This window comes from Citrobacter amalonaticus (genome assembly GCF_001559075.2).
Classification (GTDB): Bacteria; Pseudomonadota; Gammaproteobacteria; order Enterobacterales; family Enterobacteriaceae; genus Citrobacter_A; species Citrobacter_A amalonaticus_F.
In genome coordinates, this window is sequence record NZ_CP014015.2 from 712,828 (window position 1) to 737,015 (window position 24,188).

The 24,188-nt window shown below is 54.6% G+C and carries 23 protein-coding genes and 5 tRNA genes; 15 read left to right on the top strand and 13 right to left on the bottom strand.

Annotated features, from left to right (window positions below):
* Positions 1-27 precede the first annotated feature (27 nt).
* Positions 28-372, bottom strand: a complete 345-nt coding sequence (locus AL479_RS03395) for a DUF2002 family protein (RefSeq protein WP_042326015.1) — start codon at positions 370-372, stop codon at positions 28-30.
* Positions 373-533: 161 nt separating this feature from the next.
* Here AL479_RS03395 and AL479_RS03400 point away from each other — a divergent pair, with 161 nt between their 5' ends.
* Complete coding sequence (locus AL479_RS03400; RefSeq protein WP_042999636.1) at positions 534-860, top strand: DUF883 domain-containing protein; 327 nt, start codon at positions 534-536, stop codon at positions 858-860.
* A gap of 55 nt (positions 861-915) precedes the next feature.
* On the opposite strand, the gene AL479_RS03405 is transcribed toward AL479_RS03400, so the two are convergent.
* Positions 916-2,259: a PLP-dependent aminotransferase family protein gene (locus AL479_RS03405; protein ID WP_061075051.1), complete on the bottom strand. Its 1,344-nt coding sequence runs from the start codon at positions 2,257-2,259 to the stop codon at positions 916-918.
* Between the two features lie 88 nt (positions 2,260-2,347).
* Here AL479_RS03405 and AL479_RS03410 point away from each other — a divergent pair, with 88 nt between their 5' ends.
* The 14 genes from AL479_RS03410 (at position 2,348) to emrB (ending at position 16,424) form a co-directional block, all read left to right on the top strand.
* Positions 2,348-2,779, top strand: coding sequence for a carboxymuconolactone decarboxylase family protein (locus AL479_RS03410; protein ID WP_061075052.1), 432 nt, complete (start codon positions 2,348-2,350; stop codon positions 2,777-2,779).
* A gap of 190 nt (positions 2,780-2,969) precedes the next feature.
* On the top strand, positions 2,970-3,215 hold the full coding sequence (gene nrdH / locus AL479_RS03415) for a glutaredoxin-like protein NrdH (RefSeq protein ID WP_061075053.1): 246 nt from the start codon (positions 2,970-2,972) through the stop codon (positions 3,213-3,215).
* Positions 3,212-3,622, top strand: coding sequence for a class Ib ribonucleoside-diphosphate reductase assembly flavoprotein NrdI (gene nrdI / locus AL479_RS03420; protein ID WP_042999632.1), 411 nt, complete (start codon positions 3,212-3,214; stop codon positions 3,620-3,622). Before nrdH ends, nrdI begins: the two co-directional genes overlap by 4 nt.
* Positions 3,595-5,739, top strand: a complete 2,145-nt coding sequence (gene nrdE, locus AL479_RS03425) for a class 1b ribonucleoside-diphosphate reductase subunit alpha (RefSeq protein ID WP_061075054.1) — start codon at positions 3,595-3,597, stop codon at positions 5,737-5,739. The genes nrdI and nrdE overlap by 28 nt, the downstream gene beginning before the upstream one ends.
* A 10-nt stretch (positions 5,740-5,749) precedes the next feature.
* Positions 5,750-6,709, top strand: coding sequence for a class 1b ribonucleoside-diphosphate reductase subunit beta (gene nrdF, locus AL479_RS03430; protein WP_061075055.1), 960 nt, complete (start codon positions 5,750-5,752; stop codon positions 6,707-6,709).
* Between the two features lie 355 nt (positions 6,710-7,064).
* On the top strand, positions 7,065-8,267 hold the full coding sequence (gene proV, locus AL479_RS03440) for a glycine betaine/L-proline ABC transporter ATP-binding protein ProV (RefSeq protein WP_061075056.1): 1,203 nt from the start codon (positions 7,065-7,067) through the stop codon (positions 8,265-8,267).
* On the top strand, positions 8,260-9,324 hold the full coding sequence (proW, locus tag AL479_RS03445; RefSeq protein WP_061075057.1) for a glycine betaine/L-proline ABC transporter permease ProW: 1,065 nt from the start codon (positions 8,260-8,262) through the stop codon (positions 9,322-9,324). The genes proV and proW overlap by 8 nt, the downstream gene beginning before the upstream one ends.
* Positions 9,325-9,392: 68 nt before the next feature.
* Positions 9,393-10,388, top strand: a complete 996-nt coding sequence (gene proX / locus AL479_RS03450; protein ID WP_061075058.1) for a glycine betaine/L-proline ABC transporter substrate-binding protein ProX — start codon at positions 9,393-9,395, stop codon at positions 10,386-10,388.
* Positions 10,389-10,580: 192 nt separating this feature from the next.
* Positions 10,581-11,765 (top strand): MFS transporter, encoded by a 1,185-nt coding sequence (locus AL479_RS03455; RefSeq protein WP_061075059.1) that lies wholly within the window; start codon positions 10,581-10,583, stop codon positions 11,763-11,765.
* A 124-nt stretch (positions 11,766-11,889) separates the two neighbouring features.
* A complete protein-coding gene (locus AL479_RS03460) occupies positions 11,890-12,627 on the top strand; it encodes an AzlC family ABC transporter permease (RefSeq protein WP_043001836.1) in 738 nt (245 codons plus the stop codon).
* Complete coding sequence (gene ygaH, locus AL479_RS03465) at positions 12,617-12,952, top strand: L-valine transporter subunit YgaH (protein WP_061075060.1); 336 nt, start codon at positions 12,617-12,619, stop codon at positions 12,950-12,952. The genes AL479_RS03460 and ygaH overlap by 11 nt, the downstream gene beginning before the upstream one ends.
* 90 nt (positions 12,953-13,042) lie before the next feature.
* Entirely contained in the window at positions 13,043-13,573 is a 531-nt protein-coding gene (mprA, locus tag AL479_RS03470; RefSeq protein WP_061075061.1) for a transcriptional repressor MprA, read from the top strand.
* Between the two features lie 124 nt (positions 13,574-13,697).
* Positions 13,698-14,870: a multidrug efflux MFS transporter periplasmic adaptor subunit EmrA gene (gene emrA / locus AL479_RS03475; protein ID WP_042999624.1), complete on the top strand. Its 1,173-nt coding sequence runs from the start codon at positions 13,698-13,700 to the stop codon at positions 14,868-14,870.
* A 15-nt stretch (positions 14,871-14,885) separates the two neighbouring features.
* The gene (gene emrB, locus AL479_RS03480) at positions 14,886-16,424 is read left to right on the top strand and encodes a multidrug efflux MFS transporter permease subunit EmrB (protein ID WP_061075062.1); all 1,539 of its coding nucleotides are present in this window, start codon (positions 14,886-14,888) and stop codon (positions 16,422-16,424) included.
* 65 nt (positions 16,425-16,489) lie between these two features.
* Here emrB and luxS read toward each other — a convergent pair whose 3' ends face one another.
* From luxS to alaS, 11 genes are all read right to left on the bottom strand, one after another.
* On the bottom strand, positions 16,490-17,005 hold the full coding sequence (gene luxS, locus AL479_RS03485; RefSeq protein WP_016154160.1) for an S-ribosylhomocysteine lyase: 516 nt from the start codon (positions 17,003-17,005) through the stop codon (positions 16,490-16,492).
* A gap of 148 nt (positions 17,006-17,153) precedes the next feature.
* The gene (gene gshA, locus AL479_RS03490; protein WP_061075063.1) at positions 17,154-18,713 is read right to left on the bottom strand and encodes a glutamate--cysteine ligase; all 1,560 of its coding nucleotides are present in this window, start codon (positions 18,711-18,713) and stop codon (positions 17,154-17,156) included.
* Between the two features lie 78 nt (positions 18,714-18,791).
* Positions 18,792-19,220, bottom strand: coding sequence for a YqaA family protein (locus AL479_RS03495; protein ID WP_042999619.1), 429 nt, complete (start codon positions 19,218-19,220; stop codon positions 18,792-18,794).
* Positions 19,217-19,783 (bottom strand): fructose-1-phosphate/6-phosphogluconate phosphatase, encoded by a 567-nt coding sequence (yqaB, locus tag AL479_RS03500; RefSeq protein ID WP_061075064.1) that lies wholly within the window; start codon positions 19,781-19,783, stop codon positions 19,217-19,219. The genes AL479_RS03495 and yqaB overlap by 4 nt, the downstream gene beginning before the upstream one ends.
* Before the next feature lie 251 nt (positions 19,784-20,034).
* Positions 20,035-20,111 (bottom strand) — tRNA-Arg (locus AL479_RS03505).
* A gap of 142 nt (positions 20,112-20,253) precedes the next feature.
* Positions 20,254-20,330 (bottom strand) — tRNA-Arg (locus AL479_RS03510).
* A 61-nt stretch (positions 20,331-20,391) separates the two neighbouring features.
* Positions 20,392-20,468: transfer RNA gene (locus tag AL479_RS03515), tRNA-Arg, on the bottom strand.
* A 62-nt stretch (positions 20,469-20,530) separates the two neighbouring features.
* Positions 20,531-20,607: transfer RNA gene (locus AL479_RS03520), tRNA-Arg, on the bottom strand.
* A gap of 3 nt (positions 20,608-20,610) precedes the next feature.
* Positions 20,611-20,703: transfer RNA gene (locus AL479_RS03525), tRNA-Ser, on the bottom strand.
* A 335-nt stretch (positions 20,704-21,038) separates the two neighbouring features.
* A complete protein-coding gene (gene csrA, locus AL479_RS03535) occupies positions 21,039-21,224 on the bottom strand; it encodes a carbon storage regulator CsrA (protein ID WP_000906486.1) in 186 nt (61 codons plus the stop codon).
* A 237-nt stretch (positions 21,225-21,461) separates the two neighbouring features.
* On the bottom strand, positions 21,462-24,092 hold the full coding sequence (gene alaS, locus AL479_RS03540; RefSeq protein WP_061075065.1) for an alanine--tRNA ligase: 2,631 nt from the start codon (positions 24,090-24,092) through the stop codon (positions 21,462-21,464).
* Positions 24,093-24,188 lie beyond the last annotated feature (96 nt).

Here is a 24,188-nt window from a genome sequence, read left to right on the forward strand (position 1 = left end):
CGGCGACTGGCTGTGCCAGTCGCTTAATTAATTCGCCTCGCCAAACAGTCCATTCAAATAGCGCTCAAGCGCAATACGCGAACTAAAGCCGTGAGGAATTCCGTAGTGTTCGTGGGTGTCCCCGGCTAAATAAAGCGGAAAATGCTGATAATGGTCGCAGGTTTTAATATCAGACGCCGGTTCAGCCAGCGAAGAACTGCGCTCTTTTAATGTCGGATGGATCACCAGCGCGGTGCGTCCCATACGCGCTTCGCGATTAACATAGACATAATTCTCGCCACGTCGATAACCGTACGTTTTCTGTGTCACCACATCGACGGTAAACCCCACTTTTTCAAGTACGCGCGCCACCTCGTCAGGTCGTAAATACATATTTTTTCCTCGTTATCTTTTACTGCGGGCTTACCTTACCTGATTCAGCATTAGCAACGCTTTCAGAAAAGTCCATAAACGCGCAATAACGCCGTGAGCCGTCTCAGAAGTTAAAAATATCGACTAAACTGAAAGTCACATCAAAATCACTGGAGGATCATATGTTTAACCGACCGAACCGAAACGACGTAGATGATGGCGTGCAGGATATTCATAATGACGTCAATCAATTAGCCGATAGTCTGGAAGCCGTACTGAAGTCATTGGGCAGCGATGCGAAGGATGAAGCGGATACAGCACGGCGTAAAGCGCAGGCGCTGCTGAAAGAGACGCGGGCGAAAATGCATGGCCGGACGCGCGTGCAGCAAGCCGCCCGTGACGCCGTAGGCTGCGCCGATACGTTTGTGCGTGATAAACCCTGGTGTAGCATCGGTACAGCGGCGGCGGTGGGGATCTTCGTCGGGGCGTTGCTGAGTCTTCGTCGCTAAGGATGAGGCCGGCGCCGGATCGCGTTTACGCTTGTCCGGCCTGGCATAAACTCGACTAAAGCGCTGACTGGATGGCCTGCCGCAACCGCGTTGCCACCTGACACGCGATTTCAGGCGAAGCGATGTTAGTGAACGACAGCAATATCCCTCCCATCCCCGATGTATTCAACCGCCAGCGACTTAGGGCCTGAACGGCCAGGCCCGCCTCATTGGCTTTGCGTACCGGCGCGATATCGTCACCGTCAACAGTAATCACCAGCTGTATTCCGCCCTCTTGCGGCACAACGTGAAATCCCTGTTCGCCGAGCGCCCTTTCCGTCCATTGCCTTCGTTGCGCATAGTGCTGACGCATTTTCTTCAGATGCCGCCAGAAATGCCCATCGCGGATAAAATCCGCCAGCGTTTGCTGCCAGAGCAGCGGCACGCTACAGGCCATCCGTACCGCCTGCTGACGGAAACGGCCCACCTGGTTTACTGGCACCACCAGCCATGCACAGCGTAAAGCGGGGAACAGCGATTTGCTGAACGTACCGGCGTAAATCACCCGCTGTGGCGCATCCAGACTTTTTAGCGGCGGCAGCGGTTTGCCGTGATAACGAAACTCGCTGTCGTAATCATCTTCAATAATCCACGCCTGGCTATGCGATGCCCACTCCAGCAGTTGATGACGTCGCGATAACGACAGCGCGACGCCGAGTGGGCTTTGATGGGCCGGAGTGAGTAATGCAAAACGCGCATCCGGATAGTTGCGGATCCCGGTCGCCACATTCAGTCCGTCGTCATCGACCGGAACCGGCAGCAGCGCGACGTTTTCCTGTTCAATCACCGGACGGATCAACGGAAAGCCAGGATCTTCAATCCACATGCCATCGCCCGGCGCGGCCAGCGCGCGCAGGATGAGGGTCATCGACGCGGCATAGCCTGAGGTGATAAAAATCTGCTCGGGCAGACAGTCAATACTGCGCGACACGCGCAGATAATCCACGATTGCCTGGCGTAGCACAGCTTCACCGCAGACGTCGCCGAGAGCCAGATCAAAACGCGTCTGCGTGCGCAATCGTCGCCCCATCACCCGCGCCCAGATGTCTCGCGGAAAGAGATCTAACGCGGGAAGCCCCATCTGAAAGGGCTGAGGGACTGTACTTTCTCCGGCAAAGACCACCGGTTCGCTGAACGCCTGTTCCGGCTGCAACTGTGCGCTGACAAACGTTCCCGCTTGCCCCCGCCGCTCCAGCCAGCCCTGCGCCACCAGCTCCGCATAGGCGTTTTCCACCGTCGAGCGCGAAATACCCAGCTCCTGCGACCAGGTACGGCTGGACGGCAGTCTGGCGCCGGGCTGGAGTTCCCCACGTTCAATGGCCGTTTTTAACTGGCGGGCAATTTGCTGATAGCGCGGCATATGGTCTGCTTTTTTCGTAAATATATGGTTCTCTTTTACAGTCCATTATAGTGCTACATTGCCGACCATCAATACGAGGAGAAGCACCATGACGACGTTACGCCAGCCCTACTATGAACTCAGCCCTGAAGCCTATAACGCCCTAGTACAGGCGAAAACGGCACTGGAAAACAGCGCGCTGGATACCACGCTGATGGAATTGATTTACCTGCGGATTTCGCAGATCAACGGCTGCGCGTTTTGTCTGGAAATGCACAGCAAGGCGCTGCGTAAATCGGGTGTCGCGCAAAGTAAACTGGACGCGCTGGCCGGCTGGCGAGTGAGCCATCATTTCAGCGAGCAGGAGCAAGCGGCGCTGGCATGGGCGGAATCGGTGACCGATATCGCCAGAACCCATGCTGAAGATGACGTTTATCTGCCGCTGCTAACGCATTTCAGCGCTCGCGAAATCAGCGACCTGACCTTTGCGATCGGTCTGATGAACTGTTTTAACCGCCTGGCCGTTAGCATGCGGATGTAAACCGGCGATTTTTCACCATAACCTCCCGCTCCCCGCCGTGCTCATCGGTGGGGAGTTATCAATCGAAAATTCCCATATCTTGTATGGTTGAAACTTAATTCAACTACATCTAGTATTCTCTCTATCAGTACACACCCAACCCGACGCGTCTTATCGCGCCGTTTTCTCATTTTAAATGGAAATACGAATCATGCGCATTACTATTTACACTCGAAATGACTGTGTTCAGTGCCACGCCACTAAACGGGCGATGGAAAGCCGTGGATTTGAATTTGAGATGGTGAACGTCGACCTGGTACCCGACGCAGCCGATACCCTGCGTGCGCAAGGTTTTCGCCAGTTGCCGGTTGTCATTGCTGGCGAGACCAGTTGGTCAGGATTTCGTCCGGATATGATCAACCGTCTGCATCCTGAGTCCCGGGTAGCCAGCGCATGAACCCGCTCGTCTACTTCTCCAGCAGCTCCGAAAATACGCACCGCTTTATGCAGCGTCTGGGGCTGCCCGCCATTCGCATTCCGCTGAATGAACGCGAACGGATCCGGGTAGACGACCCCTACATTCTGGTGGTGCCTTCCTACGGTGGCGGCGGCACGGCTGGCGCAGTGCCAAGACAGGTGATCCGCTTTTTAAATGATGCTCACAACCGGGCGTTAATTCGCGGTGTCATTGCCTCTGGCAATCGTAACTTCGGCGAGGCGTATGGTCGCGCAGGGGAAGTGATTGCCCAAAAATGCGCCGTGCCCTGGCTCTATCGTTTTGAACTGATGGGAACCCCCGCCGACATCGACAACGTTCGAAAAGGAGTAAGCGAATTTTGGCAACGACAACCGCAGAACGCGTAACGCAGGAATCGCTGGATTACCATGCACTGAACGCCATGTTGAATCTGTACGATAAAGCAGGCCGTATTCAGTTCGATAAGGACCGGCAGGCGGTAGACGCCTTTTTTGCCGCCCATGTTCGCCCCCACTCTGTCACGTTTAGCAGTCAGGAGGAACGTCTGCAAACGCTGGTGCGCGAAGGGTATTACGACGAAAGCGTTCTGGCGCGCTACGATCGCGCTTTCGTGGTGACGCTATTTGCCCGCGCCCACGCCAGCGGTTTTCGTTTCCAGACCTTCCTCGGCGCCTGGAAGTTTTACACCAGCTACACGCTGAAAACCTTTGATGGCAAGCGCTACCTGGAACACTTTGAAGACCGGGTGGTGATGGTAGCGCTGACGCTCGCGCAGGGCGATGAGGCGCTGGCGTCACAACTCACCGATGAGATGCTCTCAGGGCGTTTCCAGCCCGCCACGCCCACCTTCTTAAACTGCGGTAAACAGCAGCGCGGCGAACTTGTCTCCTGCTTCCTGTTGCGGATTGAAGATAACATGGAGTCGATCGGACGGGCGGTGAACTCCGCGCTTCAGCTCTCCAAACGCGGCGGCGGCGTGGCGTTTTTACTCTCTAACCTGCGCGAAGCCGGCGCGCCAATCAAGCGCATCGAAAACCAGTCCTCCGGGGTGATCCCGGTGATGAAGATGCTGGAAGACGCCTTTTCCTATGCCAACCAGCTAGGCGCGCGTCAGGGGGCGGGGGCGGTCTATCTGCACGCGCATCATCCGGATATTCTGCGTTTTCTCGATACCAAACGCGAAAACGCCGACGAAAAGATCCGCATTAAAACACTCTCACTGGGGGTGGTGATTCCGGACGTCACTTTCCGCCTGGCCAAAGAGAATGCGCAGATGGCGCTGTTTTCACCGTATGACGTCGAGCGTCTTTACGGTATGCCCTTCGGCGATATCGCCATAAGCGAACGGTACGACGAACTGGTCGCCGACGAGCGCGTGCGCAAAAAGTACATTAACGCCCGCGACTTTTTCCAGACACTGGCAGAAATTCAGTTTGAATCCGGCTATCCCTACATTATGTATGAGGATACGGTGAATCGCGCCAACCCGATTGCGGGCCGTATTAATATGAGCAACCTGTGCTCGGAAATTTTGCAGGTCAATAGCGCCTCCACCTACGATGAGAATCTTGACTACGCGCAGATCGGGCATGACATCTCCTGCAATCTCGGCTCGCTGAATATTGCCCACACCATGGATTCTCCGGACATTGGCCGGACGGTGGAAACGGCGATTCGCGGGCTGACGGCGGTGTCGGATATGAGCCATATTCGCAGCGTTCCGTCGATTGCCGCCGGTAATGCCGCCTCCCACGCCATCGGGTTGGGACAGATGAACCTGCACGGCTATCTGGCGCGCGAAGGCATCGCTTACGGTTCGCCAGAAGGGCTGGATTTCACCAATCTCTACTTTTACACCATCACCTGGCATGCGCTGCATACGTCGATGCTGCTGGCGCGCGAGCGTGGGCAGACCTTTGCCGGATTTGCGCAGTCGCGCTATGCCAGCGGCGAGTTCTTCACGCAGTATCTGGAGCAGAACTGGGCGCCGAAAACCGAAAAAGTCCGTGCGCTGTTTGCCCGTAGCGGCATCACGCTGCCGACGCGTGAAATGTGGCTGTATCTGCGCGACGAGGTGATGCGCTATGGCATCTATAACCAGAATCTCCAGGCGGTGCCGCCGACCGGTTCGATCTCTTACATCAATCATGCAACGTCGAGCATTCACCCGATCGTTTCGAAAGTGGAGATCCGCAAAGAGGGCAAAACCGGGCGCGTCTACTATCCTGCCCCGTTCATGACCAATGAGAATCTGGATATGTATCAGGACGCCTATGAAATCGGCGCGGAGAAAATCATTGATACCTACGCCGAAGCCACTAAACACGTCGATCAGGGCCTGTCACTGACGCTGTTTTTCCCCGATACCGCCACCACCCGCGATATCAACAAAGCGCAGATCTACGCCTGGCGAAAAGGCATTAAATCGTTGTATTACATCCGGTTGCGCCAGCTGGCGCTGGAAGGTACTGAAATAGAAGGCTGCGTTTCGTGCGCACTGTAAGGAGAGCGGTATGACATTATCACGCGTGAGCGCCATCAACTGGAATAAGATTCAGGACGACAAAGATCTGGAAGTGTGGAACCGCCTGACCAGCAACTTCTGGCTGCCGGAAAAAGTGCCGTTGTCTAACGATATTCCGGCGTGGCAAAACCTGAGCGCCGCCGAGCAACAGCTGACCATCCGCGTCTTTACCGGCCTGACGCTGCTCGACACCATCCAGAATATCGCCGGGGCCCCGTCGCTAATGGCGGATTCCCTGACGCCGCACGAGGAGGCGGTGCTGTCTAACATCAGTTTTATGGAAGCGGTGCACGCCCGCTCCTACAGTTCCATCTTCTCTACGCTGTGCCAGACGAAAGATGTCGATGCCGCTTATGCCTGGAGCGAAGAAAATGCGCCGTTGCAGCAAAAGGCGCAGATTATCCTCGCGCATTACGCCAGCGATGACCCTTTAAAGAAGAAGATTGCCAGCGTGTTTCTGGAATCCTTCCTGTTCTATTCCGGCTTCTGGTTGCCGATGTATTTCTCCAGCCGCGGCAAACTCACCAACACCGCCGATCTGATCCGCCTGATCATTCGCGACGAAGCGGTTCATGGCTATTACATCGGCTATAAATACCAGAAAGGACTGGAAAAACGGTCTCAATCCGAGCGTGACGAGCTGAAGGGTTTTGCCCTCGATCTGCTGATGGAACTGTACGATAACGAAGTTCGTTATACCGAGGAGCTGTATGCCGACACCGCCTGGGCAGAGGAGGTCAACGCGTTCCTTTGCTACAACGCCAACAAGGCGTTGATGAACCTGGGCTATGAGGCGCTGTTCCCGGCGGAAATGGCGGAGGTGAACCCGGCGATCCTGGCTGCGCTTTCGCCCAACGCCGACGAAAATCACGACTTTTTCTCTGGCTCGGGATCGTCGTACGTGATGGGTAAAGCCGTCGAAACAGAAGACGAAGACTGGAATTTTTAACGCAAATTAATATGGGGAATATCATTACAATATTTACGTTAATATTTTAAGCAGATCACGTTTTTATCACCCAACTATTTCAGGGTGATCTACACTCAATAGCTGTTGTCATATTCGCCTGAATTTTCGAAATTCAGGCGCCTTTCCAGTGGTCCTTACAAAAAATATTCACCGGCCGTGGTTTGCTCCCAGCCCTTATATCATGGGAAGTCCCGGCAATTTGCCTTCTACCCTATTTCGCCTCATTTCACATTCAGGGTTGTCTCAGATTCTCAGTATGTTAGGGTAGAAAAAGGTGACTATTTCTATCAGGTAATATATCGATATATACAAATAACAGGAATCTTTCTATTGCATGGCAATTAAATTAGAAGTTAAAAATCTATATAAAGTATTTGGAGAGCATCCACAGCGCGCCTTCAAATATATTGAAAAAGGACTTTCAAAAGAACAAATTCTGGAAAAAACAGGGCTATCGCTTGGCGTTAAAGACGCCAGTCTGGCCATTGAAGAAGGCGAGATATTTGTCATCATGGGATTATCCGGTTCGGGTAAATCCACAATGGTACGCCTTCTCAATCGCCTGATTGAACCCACCCGCGGACAGGTACTGATTGACGGCGTCGATATCGCCAAAATATCGGATGCCGAACTCCGCGAGGTGCGCAGAAAAAAGATTGCGATGGTCTTCCAGTCATTTGCGCTCATGCCGCACATGACCGTTCTGGACAATACCGCATTCGGCATGGAATTAGCCGGTGTGAGTGCTGAGGAACGTCGCGAAAAAGCGCTGGATGCCCTGCGCCAGGTGGGACTTGAAAATTACGCGCACGGCTATCCGGATGAACTTTCCGGCGGCATGCGTCAGCGTGTCGGTCTCGCCCGGGCATTAGCCATTAACCCTGACATCTTATTAATGGATGAAGCCTTCTCCGCGCTCGATCCCTTAATTCGTACCGAGATGCAGGATGAACTGGTGAAACTGCAGGCGAAACATCAGCGCACCGTCGTCTTTATTTCCCACGATCTCGATGAAGCGATGCGTATTGGCGATCGAATTGCCATTATGCAAAATGGCGAAGTGGTTCAGGTCGGTACTCCGGATGAAATTCTGAATAATCCGGCGAACGATTATGTGCGTACCTTCTTCCGTGGCGTCGATATTAGCCAGGTCTTTAGCGCGAAAGATATTGCCCGCCGTAGCCCGGTCGGACTGATTCGTAAAACGCCAGGCTTTGGTCCCCGTTCAGCCCTGAAATTATTACAGGACGAAGACCGGGAATACGGTTACGTCATCGAACGCGGCAATAAGTTTGTTGGCGTGGTCTCCATCGACTCATTAAAAGCGGCATTAGGTCAGGCCCAAAGCATTGAAGGGGCGTTAATCGACGAGCCGCTGGCCGTGGATGCGCAAACCCCGCTTAGCGAGTTGCTTTCTCATGTCGGACAGGCGCCGTGCGCGGTGCCGGTTGTTGATGAGGAACAACAGTATGTTGGCATTATTTCCAAACGCATGCTGCTACAGGCTTTAGATCGCGAGGGGGCAAACAATGGCTGATCAATCCAATCCGTGGGATACCGCACCTGCGGCCGATAGCGCCGCACAATCCGCTGACGCCTGGGGCACGCCGTCAGGGACACCTGCCGATAGCGGCGGCGCCGACTGGCTGACCAGCGCGCCTGCGCCAGCACCGGAACATTTCAACATTATGGATCCGTTCCATAAGACGCTGATCCCGCTCGACAGTTGGGTCACTGAAGGGATCGACTGGTTGGTCACCCATTTCCGTCCCGTCTTCCAGGGCATTCGTGTGCCGGTGGATTACATCCTTAACGGTTTTCAGCAGTTGCTGCTGGGGATGCCGGCTCCGGTGGCGATCGTCGTTTTCGCCCTGATCGCCTGGCAGATTTCCGGCGTCGGGATGGGCGTGGCGACGCTGATCTCCCTGATTGCGATCGGCGCAATCGGCGCCTGGTCGCAGGCGATGATTACGCTGGCGCTGGTGCTGACCGCCCTGTTGTTCTGCGTGGTGATCGGCCTACCGATGGGGATCTGGCTGGCGCGCAGTCCACGGGCGGCGAAGATCGTTCGTCCGCTGCTCGACGCCATGCAGACAACGCCGGCGTTCGTCTATCTGGTGCCGATTGTGATGCTGTTCGGTATCGGGAACGTGCCGGGGGTGGTCGTGACGATTATCTTTGCGTTGCCTCCGATTGTGCGTCTGACGATCCTCGGGATTAACCAGGTTCCGGCTGATTTGATCGAAGCGTCACGTTCATTTGGAGCCAGCCCGCGTCAGATGCTGTTCAAAGTTCAGTTACCGCTGGCGATGCCCACCATTATGGCGGGGGTCAACCAGACGCTCATGCTTGCTCTCTCGATGGTCGTGATCGCCTCCATGATTGCCGTCGGTGGTCTGGGCCAGATGGTACTGCGCGGTATCGGTCGTCTCGATATGGGACTGGCTACCGTCGGCGGGGTCGGCATTGTGATCCTTGCCATCATTCTGGACCGTCTGACTCAGGCCGTGGGTCGCGACTCCCGCAGTCGGGGTAACCGTCGCTGGTACACCACCGGTCCCGTTGGGCTCATCACGCGCCCTTTCATTAAGTAATTCACCTGTTGCCCGGTGGCGCTGCGCTTACCGGGCCTACACGTCCCTCCAATAATTAAGGAACAACGATGCGACATACCGTACTTTTTGCCACAGCGTTTGCCACCCTTGTCTCTACCAGCGCTTTCGCTGCCGACCTGCCAGGCAAAGGCATTACCGTCCAACCGGTACAGAGCACCATCACCGAAGAAACCTTCCAGACGCTGCTGGTGAGCCGCGCGCTGGAGAAACTGGGTTATACCGTAAGCAAACCGAGCGAAGTCGACTATAACGTGGGCTACACCTCTATTGCCTCCGGCGACGCCACCTTTACCGCCGTCAACTGGCAGCCGCTGCACGACGATATGTATTCTGCGGCAGGCGGGGACAAGAAGTTTTATCGCGAAGGCACGTTCGTTACCGGCGCCGCGCAGGGTTATCTGATCGATAAGAAAACCGCTGAGCAGTACAAAATTACTAACATCGCCCAGTTGAAAGACCCCAACATCGCTAAAATCTTCGATACCAACGGCGACGGTAAGGCGGACATGATGGGCTGCTCGCCAGGCTGGGGCTGTGAAGCGGTGATTAACCACCAGAACAAAGCATTTGATCTGGAAAAAACCGTCGACGTCAGCCACGGTAACTACGCGGCGATGATGGCCGATACCATCACCCGCTTTAAAGAAGGTAAACCAATTCTGTATTACACCTGGACGCCTTACTGGGTGAGCGACGTAATGAAGCCAGGTAAAGATGTGGTCTGGTTACAGGTGCCGTTCTCCTCGCTGCCGGGTGAGCAGAAAGATATCGATACTAAACTGCCGAATGGCGCGAACTATGGCTTCCCGGTAAACACCATGCACATCGTTGCCAACAAGGCCTGGGCAGAGAAAAACCCGGCGGCGGCGAAACTGTTTGCCATCATGAAACTGCCGCTGGCAGACATCAACGCGCAGAATGCGATGATGCATGACGGCAAAGCGTCGGAAGCTGACGTTCAGGGTCATGTTGACGGCTGGATCAAAGCCCACCAGCAGCAGTTCGACGGCTGGGTGAACGACGCGCTGGCTGCGCAGAAGTAATCGCCTCCTGAGTGCCGGAGGGCGCGCGATGCGCTTATCCGGCCAGGGATAGCCGGGAACGCGGTTCCCGGCCTGCTCCCTCCGTTTCCCCTGACCGCACAATCCGGCACGCAACAAATCCCCTACATTCATAAATGTCCGCTATGATTGATTCCCAAAGAAATCATCACCTGACTCACGATTGCGAACATAATGACAAAAACATCTCACGGGCTGAGCCCGGCACTGATCGTTCTCATGTCGGTGGCAACCGGTCTGGCCGTCGCCAGCAACTACTATGCACAGCCACTGCTTGATACCATCGCACGCAACTTCTCGCTTTCCGCCAGTTCAGCCGGATTTATCGTCACCGCCGCCCAGCTTGGCTACGCCGCCGGTTTGCTGTTTCTGGTTCCGCTTGGCGATATGTTTGAACGCCGGACGCTGATCGTCTCCATGACGCTGTTGGCGGCAGGCGGGATGCTCATTACCGCCAGCAGTCAGTCGCTGGCGATGATGATCCTCGGCACGGCGCTGACCGGACTCTTTTCCGTGGTCGCACAGATTCTGGTGCCGCTGGCGGCAACGCTTGCCACGCCGGATAAACGCGGCAAAGTGGTCGGGACCATCATGAGCGGCCTGCTGCTGGGCATTTTGCTGGCGCGAACCGTGGCGGGACTGCTGGCGAATCTTGGCGGCTGGCGCACCGTCTTCTGGGTCGCCTCTGTATTGATGGCGCTGATGGCTGTCGCGCTGTGGCGCGGCTTGCCGAAGGTGAAGTCAGACACCCACCTGAACTACCCGCAACTGCTGGGTTCGGTGTTCAGCTTGTTTACTCGCGATAAGCTGCTGCGTACGCGTGCACTGTTGGGCTGCCTGACCTTCGCCAACTTCAGCATTCTCTGGACCTCAATGGCGTTTTTACTGGCCGCCCCGCCGTTCAACTATTCCGAAGGGATGATTGGCCTGTTTGGGCTGGCAGGTGCCGCTGGCGCGCTCGGCGCACGTCCGGCCGGCGGTTTTGCGGATAAAGGACATTCTCACCTCACCACGACCTATGGCCTGCTGTTATTGCTGCTTTCCTGGCTCGCCATTTGGCTGGGACACGCCTCAGTACTGGCGCTGATTGTGGGGATCCTGGTTCTGGATCTCACCGTTCAGGGGGTTCACATCACTAACCAGACGGTGATTTATCGTCTGTATCCAGAGGCACGAAACCGCCTGACCGCCGGGTATATGACCAGTTACTTTATCGGCGGGGCAGCAGGGTCATTGATCTCCGCCTCGGCCTGGCAGCATGCCGGATGGCTGGGTGTTTGTCTGGCCGGTACGACCGTTGCCGTACTGAACCTGCTGGTCTGGTGGCGAGGATTTCACCGACAAGAAGCTGCTATTTAAGCGCCCGGCAAGCGTTTGCGCTCGTTTGGGCTCCTGAGGGTGTTAAGGAGCCCCCCAGTCTGTTAAGGTGATAGGGATTATTAACCCTGATAATTTTAACATTGGTGATAACGCGCAAAATTCTATGGAAAGGCCCGCTTCTCTGCCCAATACCCCTCCGGCAACCTGCGCGGAAGGATTCAAAGACAGCTTACCCATCGTCATCAGCTATATTCCTGTTGCCTTTGCATTTGGTCTCAATGCCACCCGTCTCGGGTTTAGCCCGGTTGAGAGCGTGTTTTTCTCCTGCATTATTTATGCAGGCGCCAGCCAGTTCGTTATCACAACCATGCTCGCCGCAGGCAGCACATTATGGGTTGCCGCCCTGACCGTCATGGCGATGGATGTACGCCATGTTTTATACGGTCCTTCCCTGCGCAGTCGTATCGCCCAGAAGCTCAGTAAACCGAAAACCGCCCTGTGGGCATTTGGTCTCACCGACGAAGTCTTTGCCGCTGCCACCGCGAAGCTGGTGCGGGATAACCGTCGCTGGAGCGAGAACTGGATGATCGGCATCGCGTTTTGCTCCTGGGCCTCCTGGGTGCTGGGAACCGTGCTCGGCGCCTTTTCCGGCAGCGGTTTATTGAAAGGATTCCCGGCGGTCGAAGCGGCGCTCGGTTTTATGCTCCCCGCGCTGTTTATGAGTTTTCTGCTGGCGTCATTCCAGCGTAAACAGTCCCTGTGCGTGACTGCCGCATTAGCGGGCGCGCTGGCGGGCGTGACGCTGTTTTCCATCCCCGCCGCGATTCTTGCGGGGATTGTGTGTGGTTGTCTGACCGCGCTGATTCAGGCTTTCTGGCAAGGAGTTCCCGATGCGCTATGAGGTGCTGCTGCTGGGATTGCTGGTCGGCTGTGTAAATTATGGGTTTCGCTATTTACCGTTGCGTCTGAAGATGGGCAATACCCGTCCGGGCAAGCGTGGCGCAACCGGCGTTTTACTCGACACCATCGGTATTGCATCAATTTGCGCCCTGCTGGTTGTGTCAACGGCCCCTGAGATAATGCATGATGCCAGTCGCTTCGTGCCGACGCTCGTGGGTTTTGCTGTACTGGGTGCAAGTTTTTATAAAACGCGCAGTATCATTATTCCTACGCTATTAAGTGCTCTGGCCTATGGATTAGCGTGGAAAATGTTGGCGGTTTTATAGGATGGAAGAATCATTTTAATTTAATAATACATTTACTTTATTTGTCACTGTCGTTACTATATCGGCTGAAATTAATGAGGTCATGCCCAAATGGATAGTTCGTTTACGCCCATTGAACAAATGCTAAAATTTCGCGCCAGCCGCCACGAGGATTTTCCGTATCAGGAAATTCTGCTGACTCGTCTTTGCATGCATATGCAAGGAAAGCTGCTGGATAACCGCAATAAAATGCTGAAAGCTCAAGGGATTAACGAGACGTTGTTTATGGCGTTGATTACGCTGGAGTCTCAGGAAAACCACAGCATTCAGCCTTCTGAACTGAGCTGCGCCCTGGGATCATCCCGTACTAACGCGACACGTATCGCTGATGAGCTGGAAAAGCGCGGTTGGATCGAGCGCCGTGAAAGCGACAACGATCGTCGTTGCCTGCATCTGCAGTTAACCGATAAAGGCCATGCTTTCTTGCGCGAAGTATTACCGCCGCAGCATAACTGCCTGCATCAACTGTGGTCCTCTCTTAGCACTGCAGAAAAAGAACAGCTTGAGCACATCACCCGTAAGCTTCTGACGCGTCTCGATCAGATGGACCAGGATGGTGCCATTCTTGAGGCGCTGAGCTAACGCGTCGACTCGCTCTATCATCCAGATTAAGAAAGAAAACTGACTGGCCAGCACCTGAACGTGCTGGCCTTTCTGATAAACAGCTCGGCCCAGCCGACGAAAAAATAAGATCGTGGAGAACAACATGAGCGCAAATGCGGAGACTCAAACCCCGCAGCAACCGGTTAAGAAGAAAAGCAAACGTAAAAGTACGCTGCTCCTCCTGACCTTGCTCTTTATCATTATTGCCGTGGCATATGGGATTTATTGGTTTTTGGTACTGCGTCATGTCGAAGAGACTGATGATGCGTACGTGGCAGGGAACCAGGTTCAAATCATGGCACAGGTATCCGGCAGCGTGACGAAAGTCTGGGCGGATAACACTGATTTTGTTAAACAGGGTGACGTTCTCGTCACGCTCGATCAGACGGATGCCAGACAGGCATTTGAAAAAGCGAAGACCGCGCTGGCCTCCAGCGTCCGTCAGACGCATCAGTTAATGATCAACAGCAAACAGTTGCAGGCGAACATTGCGGTGCAGAAAACCGCCCTCGCCCAGGCGCAAAGCGATTTTAACCGTCGCGTACCGCTCGGTAACGCCAATCTGATTGGTCGCGAAGAGTTGCAACACGCGCGGGATGCCGTGGCCAGCGCTCAGGCGCAGCTTGATGTTGCCATTCAGCAATACAATGCAAATCAGGCGATGATCCTGGACAGCAAGCTGGAAGATCAGCCCGCCGTCCAACAGGCTGCCACCGAAGTGCGTAACGCCTGGCTGGCGCTGGAACGTACCAAAATCGTCAGCCCGATGACCGGCTACGTGTCGCGCCGCGCCGTACAGCCTGGCGCGCAGATCAGCCCCACAACGCCGCTGATGGCCGTAGTTCCGGCGACCAACCTGTGGGTCGACGCCAACTTCAAAGAAACGCAGCTTGCCCATATGCGCATCGGTCAACCGGCAACGGTGATCAGTGATATCTACGGCGATGACGTTAAGTACACCGGTAAAGTGGTCGGTCTTGATATGGGTACCGGCAGCGCCTTCTCGCTGCTGCCGGCACAGAATGCGACCGGTAACTGGATCAAAGTGGTTCAGCGTCTGCCCGTACGTATCGAACTGGACGCACAGCAGCTGGCGCAACATCCGTTGCGCATTGGTTTATCGACGCTGGTCACCGTCGATACCGCGAACCGCGACGGTCAGGTTCTGGCCAGTCAGGTTCGCACCACGCCGGTGTCTGAGAGTAACGCCCGTGAAATCAGCCTTGCCCCGGTCAATAAACTGATCGAAGAGATTGTGCAGGCCAACGCAGGCTAATTTGAGGTGCGTGTGATGCAACAGCAAAAACCGCTGGAGGGCGCGCAGCTCGTCATTATGACGATTGCGCTGTCGCTGGCGACATTCATGCAGGTGCTGGACTCCACCATTGCTAACGTGGCGATCCCCACAATCGCAGGGAACCTGGGCTCATCGCTGAGTCAGGGGACGTGGGTGATCACCTCTTTCGGGGTGGCGAACGCCATCTCGATCCCCATCACCGGCTGGCTGGCGAAGCGCGTCGGGGAAGTAAAGCTGTTCATGTGGTCAACGGTGGCGTTTGCCATTGCCTCATGGGCGTGCGGTGTCTCCAGCAGCCTGAATATGCTGATCTTCTTCCGCGTCGTTCAGGGCGTGGTTGCCGGACCGCTGATCCCACTTTCGCAAAGTCTGCTGCTGAATAACTATCCTGCCGCGAAGCGTTCTATCGCGCTGGCGCTGTGGTCGATGACGGTGATTGTCGCGCCGATTTGCGGCCCGATTCTGGGCGGCTATATCAGCGATAACTACCACTGGGGCTGGATCTTCTTTATCAACGTGCCGATCGGTATTGCAGTCGTTCTGATGACGCTGCAAACCCTGCGCGGACGCGAAACACGCACGGAGCAACGGCGGATTGACGCCATCGGGCTGGCGCTACTGGTGGTTGGTATCGGTAGTTTGCAGATTATGCTCGACCGGGGGAAAGAGCTGGACTGGTTCGCCTCGCAGGAAATCGTCATTCTGACCGTAGTGGCGGTGGTCGCCATTAGCTTCCTGATTGTCTGGGAGCTTACCGACGATAACCCCATTGTCGATCTCTCGCTGTTTAAATCGCGAAACTTTACCATCGGCTGTTTGTGTATCAGTCTGGCCTATATGCTGTACTTCGGGGCGATTGTTCTGTTGCCGCAGCTCTTGCAGGAGGTCTACGGCTATACCGCGACGTGGGCGGGGCTGGCATCCGCGCCGGTCGGCATCATTCCGGTGATTCTGTCGCCGATTATCGGCCGCTTTGCCCATAAGCTGGATATGCGCAGGCTGGTGACGTTCAGCTTTATTATGTACGCCGTCTGCTTCTACTGGCGTGCGTGGACGTTTGAACCGGGAATGGACTTCGGCGCCTCAGCCTGGCCGCAGTTTATTCAGGGCTTCGCGGTGGCGTGCTTCTTTATGCCGCTGACAACCATCACGCTGTCTGGCTTACCGCCAGAGCGGCTGGCGGCGGCATCGAGTTTGTCTAACTTTACGCGAACGCTGGCGGGGTCGATCGGGACATCGATCACCACCACCATGTGGACCAACCGGGAATCGATGCACCATGCGCAGTTAACCGAGTCGGTGAATCCGTATAACCCGAACGCGCAGGCGATGTACGATCAGCTACAGGGACTGGGTATGACGCAACAACAGGCGTCTGGCTGGATAGCTCAGCAGATCACTAATCAGGGGCTGATTATTTCCGCCAACGAGATCTTCTGGATGTCAGCGGGGATCTTCCTGGTGTTACTCGGCCTGGTCTGGTTCGCCAAACCCCCGTTTGGTGCGGGTGGCGGCGGCGGTGGCGCGCACTAGGTGACAGCGATAAAAAAGCCCGTTCAGTCGAACGGGCTTTTTTTTGCCGGTAATCACACAGACAACTAGATGTGCAGTTCCTGCAACTTCTCTTTCGGCAGCGCCAGCTCTTCATTGCTGTTGACGCGAACGTCGTGCTCCAGAATATGACGTGCGATATCCTGCGCTTCGCTCAGGGAATGCATCTGATACGTGCCGCACTGGTAAACGTTCAGTTCCGGGATCTGATTCTGATCCTGAACTTTCAGCACGTCGGCCATCGCTGCTTTCCAGGCATCTGCCACACGCTGCTCATCCGGCGTACCAATCAGGCTCATATAGAAACCGGTACGGCAGCCCATCGGGGAGATATCAATAATCTCGACGCCGTTACCGTTGAGGTGATTACGCATAAAGCCTGCGAACAGATGCTCCAGCGTGTGAATCCCTTTCTCCGGCATCACCTCTTTGTTTGGAATGCAGAAACGCAGATCAAACACGGTAATGGCGTCACCGTGTGGCGTGTTCATCGTTTTCGCCACACGGACTGCAGGTGCTTCCATCCGGGTATGATCGACAGTGAAGCTATCTAACAACGGCATTTAGCCACCTCCGATAATTTTTTTAAAATAAACTGAACTCTTTGTTTCGACGCGAGTCTGAGTATATGAAAGACGCGCATTTGTTATCATCATCCCTGTTTTCAGAGATGAAATTTTGGCCACTCCCGAGTGGCCTTTTTCTTTTCTGTCAGGCCTGTTGCTTTGCCAGCCAGCGGTCAAACGGTTCCGTATCTGCCGCCTCAACCTCGCGCTGACGACGTTTTGAGGCGTCACGTTCAGCCACAAAGTCTTCTTCCTGCAAAATTTCCAGCGGCTCTTCACGCAGCAGATTGCGGTAAGCTTCGCCCAGCGCCTTGCCCGTTCCGCCAATACCCGTATCAATCATAGACCGCAGAATACGTGCAGAGAACGTCAATTCCGGGTTATCAAAGCAAGCAACCAGTTCGTCACAGACTTTCTGATAATCCTCTCCGCCGTGGATGCTGTCCAGCGTTTGTGCCACACGCTTCAGATCGCGGAACAGATCTTTACCCACTTCGGGCAGCGGGAACTGTGCAGTTTCACAGCCGATACCTAACGTCAGGCCCGGCTTACGCCCTTCCAGAATCACCCGATTCCAGTTGGTACGCGTACACAGCAGCTCACTGCTGCTCATCTCCGGCGCATCGGCCAGCACACACCAGACCATGAACAGGTCAAGGAAACGCACCTGTTGCTCGTCCACGCCAATGGGCGAGAACGGGTTGATATCCAGCGAGCGGACTTCGATGTATTCAATACCGCCACGCAGAAGCGCATCTGAAGGCGACTCACCGCTACGCGTAACGCGTTTCGGACGAATCGGCGCATACAGCTCATTTTCAATCTGCAGCACGTTGCTGTTGATTTGCAGACGCTTACCGTCTTTTTCCAGCCCTACCGCCGCATACTCTTCAGAAGGCGTTTTAATCGCCCGCTTCAATCCTGCCACATACTCGTAGAGATCGTTAAACGTAATTCCGAGATTGCTTTGCGACTTATTGGTATAACCCAGATCGCTCAGTCGCAGCGAGGTCGCGTACGGCAGGTAGTACATTCCGCAGTCGGTTTTCTCAAACGGCAGCGTGGTCGGTTTGCCCTGCAGGAAGGAAGCGCAAATCGCCGGGGATGCGCCAAACAGATAGGGGATGACCCAGCCAAAGCGGTAATAGTTACGGATCAGGCGGAAATAGCCGGCAGAGATTTTCTCTTTTGCCTCTTCGCCTTCCACTACGCCGCATTTCGCCTGCCAGAATGCCATCGGCAGCGAGAAGTTGTAATGCACACCGGAGATAGTTTGCATCAACGCACCGTAACGGTTTTTCAACCCTTCACGGTACAGCGTTTTCATACGACCAATATTTGAAGTGCCATATTGCGCCAGTTCAATGTCCTGACCTTCGGCAATGTAGCAAGGCATGCTCAGTGGCCACATGCGCTCATCACCCATATTTCTGGCGGTATAACGATGCAGGTCACGCATGAAGGTCAGCATATGCTGGATGTCACCGTCTACTGGCGTGATAAACTCCAGCAGCGCTTCCGCGAAATCCGTGGTAATCCATTTATGCGTCAGCGCTGAGCCTAACGCTTCAGGATGCCCCGTTGTCGCCAACGTGCCATCCGCATTCACGCGCAATGTTTCGCGCTCCAGCCCGCGCTGAATCCCCTGTAATGCCTGAGGATGCTTTTCCAGCCAGGCCAGAGCCTGTGATACGTCCGGGATCAAATTGACCTCCCGCCTGTCAAAATCGTATTAATTAGCATAATTGTAGTGGTTACCCTAAAGGCTAATCCCCAGGCACAATTAGTGCCACCAGGTAATGCCCTGAACGGTAGCAGCCGCGACGACAATATAGCGCAGCGCTTTGCCAAGGCATAAAAAAAAGAGCACCGGCCCCCACGAGAGGCGCATCCATCCCGCTAACAGGCACAGTAAATCACCCACAACCGGCATCCAGCTTAATAATAGTGTGACCGCGCCATAGCGTTTAAGCCAGCCTGTGGCTTTCTCCTGCCAGCGCGATGTCTTGCGCAGCGGGAAGAAACGCCCAAGGATAACGTTAGTTAACCCTCCAAGGCTATTACCCATTGTTGCTGTTAAAACTAAGACCCAGGGATGACTGAGCCCGGCCAGTAACATGGCAATCAGAACGACTTCCGAATTGCCGGGCAACAGCGTAGCGCTGAGAAAACTGCTGGCGAACAATGAAAGGAGCGACAGTCCGTCACTCACAGGTGCCGAACGTCCACAGCATCCATTCCGGCGGCGCGTGCGGCCTGGATACCAAAGTCTGCATCTTCAAATACCACGCACTGCGCCGGAGGCACGCCCATACGCTCAGCACAAAGCAGGAAGGTATCTGGCGCGGGTTTATGGTGCTGGACATGATCGGCGGCAACGACGGCATCAAAATAGCGACGCAGCCCCAGATGGGCCAGCAGCGCTTCCGCTATCGCGCTTTCACTACCGGTCCCGACGGACATCGGGCGACGACCATGCCACGCTTTCACCACCTCAACCAGCGGCAGCGGCTCAACGCTGTCGAGGAGCATGATTTTTACCGCGTCGGTTTTTTCACGGGCTAGCGCGTGGGGATCGAGATCCGCATGATTCAACTCAATAATGGACTGAGCAATACGCCATGTGGCTGAGCCGTTAAGGGCAATCATCGCCTGAAGATCAAAGTGCATACCGTAACGACCTAATACTTCAACCCACGCCTTACGGTGCGTCGGTTCAGTATCCAGAAGGGTACCATCCATATCGAAAATCAGACCCGCATAACGTTCGTACATAGCGCTCTCACCGGCAAGTAAACAGACGTTACTTTATCGTAATTGCTGGATTTTGTCGCTGACGACGATGCTGAGGATTGTTCAGGAGATGAATGCAAAGGAGAAAAGAAAGGAGAAAATGGTATATCCGGGAGGACGACTCGGCGAAGCCTCGCCCTTCGGGCCGTTGCTGAAGCAACGTTATCCTCCCTGCCGTTTGCGACACTCTCGCAGGCCATGAAACAACAAATTCGCTGTTATTCGGGAGAAGATGGTGCATCCGGGAGGATTCGAACCTCCGACCGCTCGGTTCGTAGCCGAGTACTCTATCCAGCTGAGCTACGGATGCATCGGAAAACATATTTTACTGCCGATATTGATACTGCACAAAAGCGGTATCAAGTAAGAGAGGGTGCAACGTTATCCTCCCTGGCGTTTGCGACACTCTCGCAGGCCATGAAACAACAAACTCGCTGTTATCCGGGAGAAGATGGTGCATCCGGGAGGATTCGAACCTCCGACCGCTCGGTTCGTAGCCGAGTACTCTATCCAGCTGAGCTACGGATGCATCGGAAAACGTATTTCACTGCCGAAATTGATACTGCACAAAAGCGGTACCAAGTAAGAGATGGTGCATCCGGGAGGATTCGAACCTCCGACCGCTCGGTTCGTAGCCGAGTACTCTATCCAGCTGAGCTACGGATGCATCGGGAAACTTACTTTACTGCAGATTTTGATACCGCCACTAAAGCCGTATCAAGTAAGAGATGGTGCATCCGGGAGGATTCGAACCTCCGACCGCTCGGTTCGTAGCCGAGTACTCTATCCAGCTGAGCTACGGATGCAAATGGCGGTGAGGCGGGGATTCGAACCCCGGATGCAGCTTTTGACCGCATACTCCCTTAGCAGGGGAGCGCCTTCAGCCTCTCGGCCACCTCACCACACGCCTCTTACGAGTGCTTCGAAGAACTTGTTTCTGCTCATCGTCGCTGCGTGGCGCACATATTACTTTCTGGGACTTATAAGTCAAACAATTTTTCCTGAGCTTTTATCGTTTGCACACTTCACGTTCAATTAGTCTGCAAAAACGGCAAAAAGAGTGTTTTATCAACAGATAAATCGGTCTCTCGGGCAACGGACTGCCACGATAAAAAAGTCATACGGATGCACTAACACCAGGCGGAACAGGAAAAAGAGTCACAGAAAAACGAAAAAGAGTGGGAAGTTGCGAGGGAGTCAGGTTGCGCCTCACCCGGTCAGGTGAGACGCGGAAACCTTAGTAACTGGACTGCTGGGATTTTTCAGCCTGGATACGCTGGTAGATCTCTTCACGATGGACAGATACTTCTTTCGGGGCGTTTACGCCGATGCGTACCTGGTTGCCCTTCACCCCTAAAACTGTCACGGTGACCTCATCTCCAATCATGAGGGTCTCACCAACTCGACGAGTCAGAATCAGCATTCTTTGCTCCTTGAAAGATTAAAAGAGTCGGGTCTCTCTGTATCCCGGCATTATCCATCATATAACGCCAAAAAGTAAGCGATGACAAACACATTACATGTAAGCAGTCACGGCATCACATTCTGTTAAACCTAAGTTTAGCCGATATACACAACTTCAACCTGACTTTATCGTTGTCGACAACGTTGATGCAAACGCCGCGGAATGCTTATCCACGGCATCGGCTAACGCTTATAGTTATTGCAATTTTGCGCTGACCCAGGCTTGCACACTGGCTAACGCCGCAGGCAGAGCAGAGGCGTCCGTACCACCAGCTTGCGCCATGTCCGGACGACCACCACCCTTACCGCCCACCTGCTGAGCGACCATACCTACCAGTTCCCCTGCTTTGACACGGTCGGTCACGTCCTTAGACACACCAGCAATCAGAGAAACCTTACCTTCAGCTGCCGTTGCCAGCACGATAATTGTCGACCCCAGTTGATTTTTCAGATCATCAACCATGGTGCGCAACATTTTCGGCTCAACACCCGTAAGCTCACTCACCAACAGCTTAACGCCATTGATATCAACCGCTTTGCTGGAAAGATTCGCACTTTCCTGCGCCGCAGCTTGTTCTTTCAACTGCTGAAGTTCTTTCTCAAGCTGACGAGTACGCTCCAGTACTGAACGCACCTTGTCGCCCAGATTCTGGCTATCGCCCTTCAACAGATGAGCAATATCGGTTAAGCGATCGCTTTCTGCATGCACAGTCGCAATGGCACCCTCACCGGTTACCGCTTCAATACGACGAACCCCGGCGGCGGTTCCGGACTCGGAGACAATACGGAACAGACCGATGTCACCGGTACGGCTGGCGTGCGTCCCGCCGCACAGCTCGGTAGAGAAATCGCCCATGCTCAGCACGCGAACACGTTCGTCATATTTCTCGCCGAACAGCGCCATTGCGCCTTTTGCTTTCGCCGCTTCCAGATCCATCACGTTGGTTTCAACCGGCAGGTTACGACGGATCTGCGCGTTCACCAGATCTTCAACCGCGCGGATTTCCGCCGGCTTCATCGCTTCATTATGCGAGAAGTCGAAACGCAGCATTTTGTCGTTAACCAGCGACCCTTTCTGCGCCACGTGCGTGCCCAGAATCTGGCGCAACGCCGCGTGCATCAGGTGCGTCGCGGAGTGGTTCAGACGAATACGCGCACGACGCGCCTCATCCACATCAGCCTGGACCGCGTCGCCCACTTTCAGAGAACCCGCAGACAGCTTGCCGAGGTGGCCAATTGCCTGACCATATTTTTGCGTGTCGCTTACGGCAAACGCAAAGCCTGCGCCTTTCAGTTCACCTTTATCGCCAACCTGACCACCGGATTCCGCATAGAATGGGGTTTGATCCAGTACGACAACGGCTTCCTGACCGGCACTGATCGCATCAACCGCTTTACCATCAACAAACAGCGCGGTCACTTTACCGTTCAGTTCCAGATGGTCGTAGCCTTTAAATTCAGAGGCGCTATCCACGCGAATCATCGCGTTATAGTCCGCACCAAAACCGCTGGCTTCGCGCGCGCGACGGCGCTGCTCTTCCATGGCGGCTTCAAAACCCGCTTCATCCACTTTGATGTTGCGCTCACGGCAAACGTCTGCCGTCAGGTCAACCGGGAAACCGTAGGTATCGTACAGACGGAATGCTGTTTCGCCATCCAGCGTATCGCCGGACAGTTTCGCCAGTTCTTCGTCCAGCAGCGCCAGGCCACGCTCCAGCGTACGGGCAAACTGCTCTTCTTCGGTTTTCAGCACTTGCTCAACCTGAGCCTGCTGACGCTTCAGTTCTTCGCCAGCCGATCCCATGACGTCAACCAGTGGACCCACCAGTTTGTAAAAGAAGGTCTCTTTCGCGCCCAGCATGTTGCCATGACGTACCGCACGACGAATGATACGACGCAGAACATAGCCACGGTTTTCGTTGGACGGAACCACGCCGTCGGCGATCAGGAACGCACAGGAACGAATGTGGTCCGCAATCACGCGCAGTGACTTGTTGCTCAGATCGGTCGCACCGGTCACTTTCGCTACCGCTTCAATCAGCGTACGGAACAGGTCAATTTCGTAGTTGGAGTTGACGTGTTGCAGCACAGCCGCAATACGCTCCAGACCCATACCGGTATCAACGGAAGGCTTAGGCAGCGGCTCCATCGTACCGTCAGCCTGACGGTTGAACTGCATAAAGACGATGTTCCAGATCTCAATGTAGCGATCGCCGTCTTCTTCCGGACTTCCCGGAGGGCCGCCCCAGATGTGATCGCCATGATCGTAGAAAATCTCGGTGCACGGGCCGCACGGACCGGTATCGCCCATCTGCCAGAAGTTGTCGGACGCATAGGCCGCACCTTTGTTATCACCGATGCGGATAATACGCTCGCGAGGAATACCGACTTCTTTTTCCCAGATTTCATAGGCTTCATCGTCTGTTTCGTAGACGGTCACCCACAGACGCTCTTTCGGCAGGGCAAACCAGTTTTCACCGGTCAGCAATTCCCACGCGTACTGGATTGCATCATGCTTGAAATAGTCGCCGAAGCTGAAGTTACCCAGCATTTCGAAGAAGGTATGGTGACGTGCAGTGTAACCAACGTTTTCCAGATCGTTGTGCTTACCACCCGCACGCACGCAGCGCTGGGATGTGGTTGCGCGGGAATAATTACGCTTGTCGAGCCCAAGGAAAACGTCCTTGAACTGGTTCATCCCGGCGTTGGTAAACAACAAAGTGGGGTCATTGTTTGGAACCAGGGAGCTGCTGGCAACTACCTGATGTCCCTTACTATGGAAAAAGTCGAGAAACGCCTGACGGATCTCAGCGGTGCTCTTGCTCATAATTATCCTGAAATCTTGCTAACGAAAAATCATTACCAGCAACAACTCTTGATTGACTGGGCCGCCGGCAACTGAAAAGTGGGAATAAGATAAGTT